Below are 12,153 nucleotides of genomic sequence, written 5' to 3'. Positions count from 1 at the left end.
ACGGCGGCTTCTTTGGACGTAAAACCAAGCTTTCGTGGAGGGAAACCCATAGCAGGCACAAGGACTTCGCTCACGCGCGCAGGCAATCTCCCTTTACACCGACGCAATGGTTGCAGTCGACACGTGGAGAAAGCCCATGAAGATCGTCGTCATCGGAGGCTCCGGCCTCATCGGATCGAAACTTGTGAAGAACCTGCGCGAGCGCGGCCATGACGTGCTCGCGGCCAGCCCCAGCACGGGCGTAAACAGCATCACCCGCGAGGGCTTGGCCCAGGCGATGGATGGTGCTGACATCGTCGTCGACGTGGCGAACGCGCCGTCGTGGGAGGATCAGGCCGTCCTCGATTTTTTCGAAACGTCGAGCCGTAACCTGCTCGCCGCCGAAGCGGCCGCCGGGGTTCGCCATCACGTAGCCCTGTCGATTGTCGGGAGCGAACGGCTTCCCGAGAACGGCTATTTCCGGGCCAAGGTCGCGCAGGAAAACCTGATCAAGGCATCCGGCATTCCTTACTCCATTTTACGTGCGACGCAGTTCTTCGAATTTGTCGGCGGCATTGCCCATTCGTTTACCGTCGGCGAAGAGCTTTGCGTTTCGCCGGCGCTGATCCAGCCGATGGCGTCCGACGACGTGGTGGCGGCACTTACCGACATCGTGCTGGCTGCGCCGGTTAATGGCACGGTCGAAGTCGCGGGGCCCGAGGCCTTGCCGCTCGACGAGCTGATCAGGCGCTTTCTGCGGGCCACTCAGGATCCTCGCCAGGTCGTACCGGACGTACACGCGCGCTACTACGGCGCCGTGCTTGACGATCAATCGCTGACACCCGGCAAGAACCCACGCCTGGGCGCGATCCGTTTCGAAGACTGGCTCAGCCAGTCAATGGCCGAAGCGGGCCGCTGAGGCCTCCAGGGACAACTCAGGAAGGCGTCGCCCCGGTAATGGGGCGCGCCGTCATAACACCTACCCACGAAGGAGTATTGCCATGGTTACCCGACTTCTCTTGGCCGCTGCTTTCGCAGCACTGTCGATCAGCGCAGCGTCGGCCGCTGAGCCGCCCGCCGGCAAGGTGACAGTCGTGTTTGACCGTCCCATTCCCAACATCCCTGGCAAGAGCATGAAGGGTGTGGTCGTCGAGTATGGGCCGGGCGCCGCGTCGCCGTCCCACACCCATCCGAAAACGGCCTTCATCTATGCAACGGTCCTGGAGGGCGCGTTTCGCATCAAAGTCAAAGGCCAGCCGGAAAAGATCTACCACACCGGCGAAAACTTCGTAGAGGAGCCGGGTTCCGTGCACGAAGTCAGCGCCAACGCCAGCGACACCGAACCTGCACGCCTGTTGGCCGTGTTCGTCCTCGACACCGACGAAAAGACGCTCGTCACACCTATCAAAAAGTGAGCCGATCAACGCGCTCATAAATGCTCGACAGCAGGGCGAATGCTCGACAGCAGAGCGGCAGGCCACTGCTGCCCTGGGGCGGCTGCAGTGCATGGCATTGAACAGGAAATGAAAAAATGAACTCGCTCCAGGACAAGGCCACCATTGCCTCCGGCGCAAGCGCCGGGACCCCCGTCGTCGTGGCGCGGCGAAGCAAACGCAAGATAATCGGCATACTGCTGTGCGTTGGCGCCGTGGTGATCTTGGCTGCCTGGGGGGCCATGGCTGTTTCGAGTGGCGCAACCTTGACCGATAACGCTTATGTTCGCGGTGACGTGACCTCACTCGCCGCAAAGGTGGCCGGCTATGTCACTGCGGTAGAGGTCGAGGACAACCAAACCGTCCGGGCGGGTGACGTCCTGTTCCGTATCGATGACCGGGACTATCGCGCAAAGCTTGCGCAAGCAGAGGCTAATGTCAGCGCTGCAAAGGCGCGCCTGACCCATGTCGATGCGCAGACCCAGCTTCAGCGTGCATTGATTCGGCAGGCCGAAGCCCAAAGGCGTTCGGCCACCGCCGACATGAATCTGGCGACAAAGACCCACGATCGCAGCCGCAAACTGATCGTCAGCAACGCGGTGAGCCAAGCCTTGGTCGATGAAACCGGCACGGCACGTTCCAGAGCCGAGGCTTCGGTATCGGCCGCTTCGGCAACGGTCGAGGCGCAACAGCAACACATCGCCGTCTATGTGGCCGAGAGAGAGGCTGCCGTGGCTGCTGTGTCGCAAGCACAGGCTGCACGTGATCTCGCCCAGATCGATCTCGACCACACCGTGGTGCACGCGCCTGTGGATGGTGTCATCGGTAATCGCCAGGTGCGCATCGGCCGGTTCGTGACCCCGGGCGTCTCCTTACTCGATATCGTGCCGGTCAATGATGTGTGGGTCGTGGCGAACTTCAAGGAAACCCAGCTCGAACATATCCGCCCCGGTCAGCGCGTGCGCATCACGATCGATGGCTACCCCAACGCGGCACTTGAAGGCGTGGTCGACAGCTTTGCACCGGGGAGTGGGGCGGCGTTCAGCTTGCTGCCGCCCGACAACGCAACCGGCAACTTTGTCCGTGTCGTGCAGCGGGTTCCGGTCAAGATCCGGCTGGCCAACAATCCGCTGCCGGGGCGCATCGTGCCTGGCCTGTCCGCGCGGGTGGAGGTAATGCAAGGGAAAGGCTCATGAACACCTTTGCCAGCGCCACGCCGAGCAGTGCCAGGGCTACGACTGGCGCCCTGCTCATCGTGGGCATCGTGCTGGCCACGCTGACAGAAGCGATCGCCGGCACCGTTCTATCGATCGGGCGCGGCCATATCATCGGCGACACCTATGCAACACCTGATGAATTTGCCTGGCTGGACATCGGCTACACCGCGCTCAAGCTGATCGGCTTCATCTCGGCCCCATGGCTGATACAGCGTTTTTCTGCGCGTAACCTGATCGTCGGTTCAACCCTGGCCATGGGCCTGGCGTGCTGCGTGGCCGCCATCACCGCTCGGCTGGACCTGCTGATCGCGCTTCGCATCATTCAAGGCTTCGCCGGCGGCACCCTGCTGGTGGCGGGCCAGGCGATGATTTTTCGTGCTTATCCGCGTGCCCTTCAGCCGATCCTCCAAGCCCTGTTTGCCATGGGCTCCGTGGTCGCGCCGGCGACTATTGCCCCGGCCCTTCAAGGGTGGTTGATTGACAGCCAGTCCTGGACCTGGATTTTCTTCAGCGTGGTGCCGCTGGCTTTGGCGGCGACCGGCCTTTTGCTCATCGCAGACCACCCGATGCCCGCCAGGGGCCGGCAGCGTCCCTTTGACTGGCTCGGCTTCTCCCTGATCTCGGCCACCCTGTTCTGTTTCACCTACGTTTTCAGTCAGGGCAGCCGATGGGACTGGTTCGAGGAACCTCGCATCCTGATGCTGACGATGATCGGCGCCGCAGCGCTGCTGGCTTTTCTCGGCCAGCAAGTCTTGGCCAAAGGTCAGGGATTGCTCGATTTCACGGTGTTCAAATCGAGCGATTTTACCTTTGCCTTTATCGTCAGTTTTGTCGCCGGCGCCGCCTTGTTCGGCAGCGCGTTCCTGATTCCGGCGTTCGCCCTGTCGGTGCTTGCATTCACGCCGACCGATGCCGGCTTGCTCCTGCTGCCCAGTGGCGGTCTTTTTGTCGGCTCGCTGCTCATCGCTGCCTTTCTCATCAAGGTCCGCCGCGTTCCACCGGTTGCGACAGTGCCCGTTGGCATCCTGCTGATCATGGGTGCGATGTGGATGCTGTCCGGTTCGACCAGCGAAAGCGGCACCGACGACATGATGACGGCCATCCTGTTGCGCGGCCTGGGCCTTGGCTTCCTGTTTCTATCGATCACGCTGATCGCCTTCAGCGACCTCAACAGCCGCAACCTCGCCTGCGGCATAGGCCTGTTCAATACGGGGCGTCAATTGGGCGGCTTAATGGGTGTCGCCGGGCTCCAAACCCTGATCGACCATAACATCGTCATCAATGTCGCGGCCCTCGACGCCAACGTCAGCCCTGGGGGAAACGCGCTCATCGAACGTCTGACGACCACCACGGCGATGTTGGTGGGGAAGGGGATAGATCAAGTAGCCGCAGGCCGGGCAGCTACCAGCTTGGTGGGCAAGGCCGTGTCGGGACAGGCCACGGTGATTGCTTTCGATACCGCGTTCTACGCCGTGGCCCTGCTGTTTGTCGTCGCCGCTCCCTTGCTGGTCGGCATCAAGATTGGTCTTTCGCGACATGCGAAAGCGCGCGCTGTGCAAACTGGCGCGTGAGACAGGCCGCACCAGCCGTCGGGCTTTGGATCAAGGTGTTCGGCGAGTTGGGATTAGGCAGGCGCGCTCGATAGCGTCTTTTCGGTGAATGAGTGCTTTTGGCCGATTGCTGACGGTCGTTGGTCTACCGAGATGACCGCTTTGGAGTGAGAAAGAGCCTTTGCGCAACTTAAAATGCCTTCCGCAGCGGGTGTGGGTTGTAGGGTCTTAAAAATCAGTAGCTTGCGGAACGGCAAAGCTGCTAACCTATTGAAATAGCTTGTTTTGTGGATGGATTGCAAATCCACCTACGCCGGTTCGATTCCGACCTTGGCCTCCACTTTAAACGAGCTCCGTAGATCTATGATTTACGGAGCTTTTTTATTTGCGCTGTCCTGCAAGATTTAGTCTTGAAAAGGGCAGTCGCGAACTTGCTTCGCCGGGGCGGGATGTATATATTTCCCCCTCTGCTGCACAGGCGTCAGAACTGCCAGATTGTTATTTGACAGTCTTCAGACTGCTTTACCGCGCTACCGCCCGAATGGCGAAATTGGTAGACGCATGGGACTTAAAATCCCCCGCTCGTAAGGGCGTGCCGGTTCGATTCCGGCTTCGGGCACCATATAAATCAAGGGTTTGCGGGCGAAAGCTAATGCAAACCCTTGTTTGTTTGTGGGTCGCTATTTTTTGGGATCAGCGACGCGTCGATCTTCGCCAGAAGGGTTGCCGGTATCGACAAGCCTTCTCTCTACCAAGACATTTTGAAGGGCCTGGCGGGCTTCAGCGTCCAGCTGGTGCTCTCTCTCCTTGAGTTCAAGCAAGATAGGGCTGGACCAAGTGCGATAGGTTTGCTCGGTTTTACGAATTGATGTCATCTGTCCCCTCCTTGATGAGTGCCCGCCAACACAGTCGGCGCAATTTTGGTTCGATAGAACCCTAGTCGAGGAATCTGTTTGCCGCCAAAAAATTGCATGGCAATGGTGCACACCTCGCTGATGCCGCTATTACTCTTATAGCCAAACCATATATTGAGCAGTGAGATATAACAGACGTTGATTGGTCGTAAGCTCACCAGCGTAACGGCTTCGGGGCTCTCTTTCCGGGAAACCCTGAGTCCTGACGGGACTGCGAAAATCCAGATCTCCAGTGATGCTGTGGAAAGAGGCAGTTGGACAGTTGCGGGCGATGTCATTTGTGTCAAATATCAAAAGTACGGCGAAGAATGCAATACAGCACACAGTGACAGTGTTTCAGTTTGGCTTGTAGATCAAACTAAAAAGACAACTAACAATAAGTTCAGTGTGTATTAGCTAAGCATCATCTAGCTAACACACACACCCGTTATCGCAATCGGAAGCGCACGATGCTTCGATTTCATCCTTCATTTGCCCAGACGCCCGTAGCGGCCGTACGCCGCACATAGTCGGAAAAGTCTCGCGCTGGCCGACCCAGCGCACGCTGCACGCCATTGGCAACTGGTGTATTGCGGCCATCAAGCACGGTGGTGAAGAGATACAGCACCAGGTCGATCAATTGTGCAGGAAGCTCTTCCTGTTCCAGCGCCTGACGATAAGCGTCCGGCGGTACTGCGGCGAAACGGATTTCGCGTTTTGTCGCACGGGCGATTTCATCGACGGCTTCGGCAAACGTCAGCGCTCGAGGGCCGGTCAGTTCATAGAGATGGCCTGAGTGCCCTGGTTTGGTCAGTGCCTCGACCGCGATCTCGGCGATGTCTTCTGCATCGATGAAGGGTTCTGCGATATGACCGACGGGGAGGGCCAATTCCCCTTGAAGGATAGGTTCCAGGAAGTGCGCCTCACTGAAATTCTGGAAGAACCAGCTGGCTCGCAGGATTGTCCAGTCGACTCCGCTGTTCTGGATGACGCGTTCGGCCTGTTCTGCTTCGACCTCGCCGCGCCCTGATAGCAGCACCAGTTTGCTGACGCCGCTTTTGACCGCCTGATCGGTGAATGCCTGAACCGTTTCGAGCGCGCCGGGGACGGCGAGGTCTGGTTGAAAGGAGAGGTAGACCGCGTGAATGCCATCAAGCGCTGCTTCCCAGGTAGCTCGATCTTCCCAGTCGAAGGGTGGAGTCGCCCTGCGGGAACCCAGGCGAACAGGCAGGCCGGCAGTTTCCAATCGTTGGGTTATCCGTCGTCCGGTTTTGCCAGTTGCGCCGAGAATCAGGATGTTGTCTTGAGTGGTTTTCATCGCGTTCATCTCCATTGGGTTAATGTGAGTGATGCTCATGTTAAAAAGATGATGAACCCTCACGTTATGTCGTCAACGATTAGAACCGAAGAGCCGACGTATGGACGCTACCTGTTGGGCGCGTTGATGAGCGGTGCTAAGGTGAGCCTATGTCATGTTTATTGAACGGGAAGCGCACCAGTGCCCAAGAAAATTCCTGAGGTGCCCGAGCCGCTTGTTTCAGAGCCGACTCGGCGCAACCCCACGCAACAACGCAGTCGAGAGCGTCAGGAGCGAATTCTGGCCGTTGCGACTCAACTGATCGCGACCAAGGGCAGCGATCAACTAAAAATGAGTGAAATTGCCGAGCGTTCAGAGATATCGATCGGATCGCTTTACCAATACTTTCCCGACAAGAGTTCGGTGATTCGGATGTTGGCCGAGCGCTATAACGCCGAAAGCCGTCGCTGCATCGAAGAGGCATTGGGAGCGGTCGAGGACGCGCGGGGGCTTGGAGCAGCCTATTCGGAGCTGCTCGATCAGTATTACGAGATCGTTTTGGCTACTCCGGCGATGCGTGATATCTGGTCCGGGATGCAGGCGGACAAACAGCTCATGGAGTTGGAACTGCAGGAGAGTCGTATTGCGGGCGGGGTATTGGCCGACGCGATGCTTCGGGTATTCCCCGACAGCGATGCGTTGCGGGTTCGGGAATCCGCGTTTCTGATCTGGCATCTGGGGGAGGCGACCATGCGGCTGGCCATCTCATGTGCACCCGAGGAGGGGCGTGGTCTGGTCGAGGCCTTCAAGCGCATGTCGTTGCGCGAAATCATGGCGCCAGCGGCCGGATCGAGTGAGTTCGATTCAGCCGCCAAAGCTGTCAGTTAAACGAAGGGTTGACCGGTAAAACCACGAGGCAATCGTTGCAGTCCAGGCATGGCGGTGAGCCGTTCGACCCAGGCCGCACGCCAGTCATTGGCGGTGTGCGTAACTTTGGCTTTGCGTGCGGCGCGGCGTGCAGCGTTACGCTGGTCTTTACGCGCGTCTTTGAATGCATCGGTGTTTCGGCAGCTTCTGCATTTCACCCGGGTAAGTTCGCTGGTTGAAACGAGCTTGGTGCCTTTGTGACCGCAGGCCAGATGCCCGCCGACTTTGTAGTGAGTAACCATCAGACGTCTCCTTTGTTGCGTGTAATGGTTTGACCTCCAGCGTACGGTGACGTTCGTTGCCTGATTAATGGGAAAAAAAAAGGCCCGCATGCGGGCGGGCCAGGGGGAGTCTTCAAAGGAGTCCGGTCACTGTAGGGCGTGAGTTGTGAACACGGTGTGAAACAGACTGCTTAGCCATAAAAAAGCCCAGCGCCAGGCCGGGTTGGGGGGTGTAGCAGGAAGTGTTCAGGCAAGGACGCACCCGGTGACGAGAAGGTCGCCGTTCATGCGTCCTGAATCAGGCCGTGTCCTTGAGGATGTCCAGATCGAATCATCTGAACCGCGGCAGGGGCGGGTCGACAGGTTTGAGCGACGACAGCGTATTGCGAATCAGTGGCGCGTCCTTCTCGATGTCGTTCAGACGATCACGGATTCTGAGGGCCGTCGGGTGCCCGCCTTGATGATCGACCCAGTCGGCGATTTCCTTGCACGCCGCTGCCAGGCGAGCCTGACGGGAGTCGAGCAGGGTGAGCAGAGTGGTGATGGACTCTTTTTCGGACATGGCAAACACCTCCGTTCAAGAAACCTGTATTTGGCAGCAAAAAGCCCGCGGGGAGCGAGCTTTCTGCCGATGGGGTCACTGTTCCTTCAGCTTTTTCAGTATAGACCCGTAAAAGGCAGGTGACCTCAGCCTTGTCGGGCCGTCACTTGTGACCTGGAATTGAGCCGCCAGCATTCACGTCGAGCGTCTTCTTCACGATCGAAACCGTCACCGATGAAGCCGTGGGTTCGAGTATCAGCGATGCGATACCAGACGGCGGCATCGGGCGGTGGATGGTTGGTTTCTCCGGCTCGGCGACCATGGATGATGATCTTGTTGCAACGCTTCACAACGAAAATGTCTTCCATGGCGTCACCGCAGCTAATTCAGGTTCACAACAACTATAGAAGCCATTTGCGATCGTGCAAAAAATAGGCAGGTCAGTTCGTCGCTTCAACGGTTGCGACCCTCATCTCCAAAAACACCGCCAGCCCGACTTCCTCCGCCCTGAGCCCTTTGCGCGCTCGTGGCCTGGGTAACTCAGCCAACGCACCCAAAAGAAAACCATCGAGTACCGCCGGGTGGATGTAGCACTTGCGGCAGACTGCCGGAGTGTTACCCAGTTGTTTGGCAACGTTCTTGACCATCTCCACCACATGTCGCTTCGCATCCGACTCAGGCTCCCACTGCAGTTTCCGCAAAACTGCCAACGCCAACGCGCTGCCGGCCCAGGTGCGGTAGTCCTTGGCAGTGAAATCGGCACCGGTGAGGGTTTGCAGGTAGGCGTTGACGTCGGAGGAGCTGACGGTGTGTCGCTCACCGTTTTCATCCAGGTACTGAAACAGGTTTTGCCCGGGAATTTCCAGGCAACGTTTGATGATCCGCGCCAGGCGCCGGTCTTTCACGGTGATCTGGTGCTCGACGCCGCTCTTGCCACGGAACTGGAACAGGATCGCGTTGCCGTTGACCTCGACGTGACGGTTGCGCAGGGTGGTCAGGCCGTAGGAGCGGTTGTCCCGCGCGTACTGGGTGTTGCCGACCCGGATCAGCGTCGCATCGAGCAAAGTGATAACTGTGGCCATGACCTTGTCGCGGCTGAAGCCGGGAGCCGACAACAGAGTTTCAAGCTGTTTGCGCAGTTTCGGCAGCACCAGCCCAAAGTCCCGCAGGCGCGAATATTTGTCGGCATCGCGCACTTCTCGCCAGCGCGGGTGATAACGGTATTGCTTGCGACCTCGGGCGTCACGACCGGTGGCTTGCAGATGGCCCCGCGGGTCGGCACAGATCCATACATCGGTGTAGGCGGGGGGCACGGCGAGGGCGTTGATGCGTTTGATCTCGTCCGGGTCCGTGATGCGCTGGCCCGTTGGATCGAAGTAGAAGAACTTGCCGCGCAGTTTCTTGCGGGCGATGCCGGGCTGGGTGTCATCGACGTAATGCAGGTCGGATGGCAGCGCATCGGGCAGCGCGGTATCGGGCATGGCGGTAGTCCTTGGCGATGGATCAGGGGCCGTTACAGCCATTGACCGCACGCCGTTGCAGTCGTGCCAGCGGATTTAGGCCAGCACCGCTACCGCCTTGATCTGTGCCCAAAGTTGTTGGCCGGGGTGCACGCCCAATTGGTCCCGAGAGTAGCGGGTGATCCGCGCCAGCAGCGGCGTGCCGCCAGCGTCCAGACGGATCAGCACGTGGGCGGCATTGTCCGCGCCCATTTCACTGATCACGGTGACCGGCAGGCGATTGAGGATGCTGCTTTGCTCGACGCTTTGCAGGCTCAGGCTGACATCCCGCGCCTGAACCTTGCAGCGCAGCGCCTGACCCGGGGTCATCGGTGAGTGAGCCACCCGAATGTTCAGGGTTGTGTCGGGCAGTTGCAGGGTCAGCAACTGATAGTCGGCGTCATAGGCACTGACGTGCCCCTCGATCACCACGCCGGCGTCGTCGCCCAGCGCCAAGGGCAGGTCGAGGCGGGCCAGGGTTTGCCCGATAGGGCCGCTGGCCAGCGCTTTGCCTTCACTCAGCAAGACGATGTGATCGGCCAGCCGCGCGACTTCATCCTGTGAGTGGCTGACGTACAGCACCGGGATGTCCAGTTCATCGTGCAGTCGCTGCAGGTAAGGCAGGATTTCGTTTTTGCGTTGGCTATCCAACGCTGCCAGCGGCTCGTCCATCAGCAACAGTTTGGGACTGGTGAGCAAGGCGCGGGCGATGCCGACTCGCTGCCGTTCTCCTCCGGAAAGGTGCTGCGGATGGCGATCCAACAGGTGGCCAATCCCGAGCAGTTCGGTCGCGTGAGCCATGTCGACCCGGCGCTGTTGGCGAGGAATGCGCTTGAGGCCGAACTGCAGATTGGCCAGTACCGACAGATGGGGAAACAGACTGGCTTCCTGGAAGACGTAACCCAGCGCCCGTTTGTGTGGCGGCACGAAAATCTTCTTGTCACTGTCCTGCCAGACTTCATCGTTGACCTGGATGAAACCCTGCTCAGCCTTCTCAAGGCCAGCGATGCAACGCAGGCAGGTGGTCTTGCCCGAACCGGAATGACCGTAAAGTGCCGTGACGCCGCGGCCGGGCAATTGCAGATCCACCTCTAGGGCGAACCCTGAATACTTCAGTTTCAGACGCGTATGAATCATCGATCAGCTCCAGCCCGCTTTGGTTTTACGGCTGGAGTAGAGCGCCAGCAACACAATAAAGGAGAACACCAGCATTGCGCCGGCCAGCCAATGGGCCTGGGCGTATTCCATGGCTTCGACGTGATCGTAGATCTGCACCGAGACCACGCGGGTCTTGTCAGGAATGTTACCGCCGATCATCAGCACCACGCCGAATTCACCCACGGTGTGGGCGAAACCGAGAATGGCAGCGGTGATGAAACCGGGGCGGGCCAGCGGCAGGATCACGCTGAAAAACGTGTCCCAGGGATTGGCGCGTAAGGTCGCGGCCACTTCCAGGGGGCGAGTGCCGATGGCGGAAAAAGCATTTTGCAGTGGCTGGACCACGAACGGCATCGAGTAGAGCACCGAGCCGATCACTAACCCTGCAAAACTGAAGGTGAGGGGGCCGAGTCCCAGTGATTGGCTGAAGTGGCCGACAAACCCGTTCGGACCGAGCGCCAGCAACAGATAAAAGCCAATCACCGTCGGCGGCAGCACCAGGGGCAGGGCGACGATCGCCCCGACCGGGCCGCGCAACCACGAGCGGGTGCGCGACAGCCATAACGCAATCGGAGTGCCGATGACCAGCAGGATAACCGTCGTCAGCGACGCCAGTTTCAGGGTCAGCCAGATGGCAGAAAAGTCGGCACTCGATAGCGTCATTTAGAGTTGGTAACCGTAGGATTTGATGACAGCGGCGGCTTTCGAGCCTTTGAGGTAGTCAACCAGCGCCTTGGCGGCCGGGTTGTCCTTGCCTTTGTTGAGGATCACCGCGTCTTGTTTGATCGGCTCGTGCATGTTGGCCGGAACGATCCAGGCCGAACCGCTGGTGACTTTGCCGTCTTTGTAGATCTGCGACAAGGCCACAAAACCCAGTTCGGCGTTGCCGGTGGAGACGAATTGATAGGCCTGGGTGATGTTCTGGCCTTCAACGATCTTGGTTTTGACCTTGTCGGTCAGGCCCAGCTTGGCCAGCACCTGAGTAGCGGCCAGACCGTAAGGCGCTGCTTTCGGGTTGGCGATGGACAGATGCTGATACTGGTTGTCGCTCAGCACTTTGCCTTTGGCATCGACGTAACCGTCCTTGGCCGACCACAGCGCCAGGGTGCCGATGGCGTAGGTGAAGCGCGAGCCCTTGACCGTGTCGCCTTCGGATTCGAGTTTTTGCGGGGTGGTGTCGTCCGCCGAGAGGAACACTTCGAACGGTGCGCCATTTTTTATCTGGGTATAGAACTGGCCGGTTGCGCCATAGGCGGCGACCAGTTTATGCCCAGTATCTTTTTCGAAATCGGCGGCGATCGCCTGAATCGGAGCAGTGAAGTTGGCTGCGACGGCGACCTGGACTTCGTCCGCCTGGGCGGACCCGAAAGCGAACACTGCGAGCAGGGTTGCCAGGCAGGTGGGGGCAAAACGTGAGGCACGAATGGTCATGAAACGG

At 59.2% G+C, this 12,153-nt stretch carries 14 protein-coding genes and 1 tRNA gene; 6 read left to right on the top strand and 9 right to left on the bottom strand.

Annotated features, from left to right (window positions below; translation table 11 throughout):
- Nucleotides 1-136 precede the first annotated feature (136 nt).
- From ACYZTW_RS17835 to ACYZTW_RS17815, 5 genes are all read left to right on the top strand, one after another.
- Entirely contained in the window at nucleotides 137-898 is a 762-nt protein-coding gene (locus ACYZTW_RS17835; RefSeq protein WP_462001123.1) for an SDR family oxidoreductase, read from the top strand.
- A gap of 82 nt (nucleotides 899-980) precedes the next feature.
- Entirely contained in the window at nucleotides 981-1,394 is a 414-nt protein-coding gene (locus ACYZTW_RS17830; protein WP_462001122.1) for a cupin domain-containing protein, read from the top strand.
- 116 nt (nucleotides 1,395-1,510) lie between these two features.
- The gene (locus tag ACYZTW_RS17825; protein ID WP_462001121.1) at nucleotides 1,511-2,608 is read left to right on the top strand and encodes an HlyD family secretion protein; all 1,098 of its coding nucleotides are present in this window, start codon (nucleotides 1,511-1,513) and stop codon (nucleotides 2,606-2,608) included.
- Nucleotides 2,605-4,200 carry a DHA2 family efflux MFS transporter permease subunit gene (locus tag ACYZTW_RS17820; protein WP_462001120.1) on the top strand — a complete coding sequence of 532 codons (1,596 nt, stop codon included), beginning with the start codon at nucleotides 2,605-2,607 and terminating at the stop codon, nucleotides 4,198-4,200. Before ACYZTW_RS17825 ends, ACYZTW_RS17820 begins: the two co-directional genes overlap by 4 nt.
- A 514-nt stretch (nucleotides 4,201-4,714) precedes the next feature.
- Nucleotides 4,715-4,801 (top strand) — tRNA-Leu (locus tag ACYZTW_RS17815).
- Nucleotides 4,802-4,859: 58 nt separating this feature from the next.
- Here ACYZTW_RS17815 and ACYZTW_RS17810 read toward each other — a convergent pair.
- Together ACYZTW_RS17810 and ACYZTW_RS17805 are read right to left on the bottom strand one after the other, a co-directional pair.
- Entirely contained in the window at nucleotides 4,860-5,054 is a 195-nt protein-coding gene (locus tag ACYZTW_RS17810; RefSeq protein ID WP_462001119.1) for a hypothetical protein, read from the bottom strand.
- A 499-nt stretch (nucleotides 5,055-5,553) separates the two neighbouring features.
- A complete protein-coding gene (locus tag ACYZTW_RS17805) occupies nucleotides 5,554-6,390 on the bottom strand; it encodes an NAD(P)H-binding protein (protein ID WP_462001118.1) in 837 nt (278 codons plus the stop codon).
- Nucleotides 6,391-6,570: 180 nt separating this feature from the next.
- Here ACYZTW_RS17805 and ACYZTW_RS17800 point away from each other — a divergent pair, with 180 nt between their 5' ends.
- On the top strand, nucleotides 6,571-7,257 hold the full coding sequence (locus ACYZTW_RS17800) for a TetR/AcrR family transcriptional regulator (RefSeq protein WP_462001117.1): 687 nt from the start codon (nucleotides 6,571-6,573) through the stop codon (nucleotides 7,255-7,257).
- Here ACYZTW_RS17800 and ACYZTW_RS17795 read toward each other — a convergent pair.
- The 7 genes from ACYZTW_RS17795 to modA all read right to left on the bottom strand — a co-directional run bounded on the left by ACYZTW_RS17795 (nucleotide 7,254) and on the right by modA (nucleotide 12,146).
- The gene (locus ACYZTW_RS17795) at nucleotides 7,254-7,538 is read right to left on the bottom strand and encodes a hypothetical protein (RefSeq protein ID WP_462001116.1); all 285 of its coding nucleotides are present in this window, start codon (nucleotides 7,536-7,538) and stop codon (nucleotides 7,254-7,256) included. The two genes, ACYZTW_RS17800 and ACYZTW_RS17795, sit on opposite strands and share 4 nt — an antisense overlap.
- 310 nt (nucleotides 7,539-7,848) lie before the next feature.
- Complete coding sequence (locus tag ACYZTW_RS17790) at nucleotides 7,849-8,079, bottom strand: hypothetical protein (protein ID WP_010460746.1); 231 nt, start codon at nucleotides 8,077-8,079, stop codon at nucleotides 7,849-7,851.
- 125 nt (nucleotides 8,080-8,204) lie between these two features.
- On the bottom strand, nucleotides 8,205-8,426 hold the full coding sequence (locus ACYZTW_RS17785) for a hypothetical protein (protein WP_462001115.1): 222 nt from the start codon (nucleotides 8,424-8,426) through the stop codon (nucleotides 8,205-8,207).
- Between the two features lie 72 nt (nucleotides 8,427-8,498).
- Nucleotides 8,499-9,539: a DNA topoisomerase IB gene (locus tag ACYZTW_RS17780; protein ID WP_462001114.1), complete on the bottom strand. Its 1,041-nt coding sequence runs from the start codon at nucleotides 9,537-9,539 to the stop codon at nucleotides 8,499-8,501.
- A 75-nt stretch (nucleotides 9,540-9,614) separates the two neighbouring features.
- Nucleotides 9,615-10,694 (bottom strand): molybdenum ABC transporter ATP-binding protein, encoded by a 1,080-nt coding sequence (gene modC, locus ACYZTW_RS17775; RefSeq protein ID WP_462001113.1) that lies wholly within the window; start codon nucleotides 10,692-10,694, stop codon nucleotides 9,615-9,617.
- A gap of 3 nt (nucleotides 10,695-10,697) precedes the next feature.
- Nucleotides 10,698-11,378, bottom strand: coding sequence for a molybdate ABC transporter permease subunit (gene modB, locus ACYZTW_RS17770; RefSeq protein ID WP_462001112.1), 681 nt, complete (start codon nucleotides 11,376-11,378; stop codon nucleotides 10,698-10,700).
- The gene (gene modA / locus ACYZTW_RS17765; protein ID WP_462001111.1) at nucleotides 11,379-12,146 is read right to left on the bottom strand and encodes a molybdate ABC transporter substrate-binding protein; all 768 of its coding nucleotides are present in this window, start codon (nucleotides 12,144-12,146) and stop codon (nucleotides 11,379-11,381) included. It abuts the gene before it with no gap.
- Between the last annotated feature and the right edge of the window lie 7 nt (nucleotides 12,147-12,153).

Source organism: Pseudomonas sp. LB3P25 (assembly GCF_054897985.1).
Note: the sequence above shows the minus strand (reverse complement) of the source record. Positions and strands in the feature narration are given on the sequence as shown.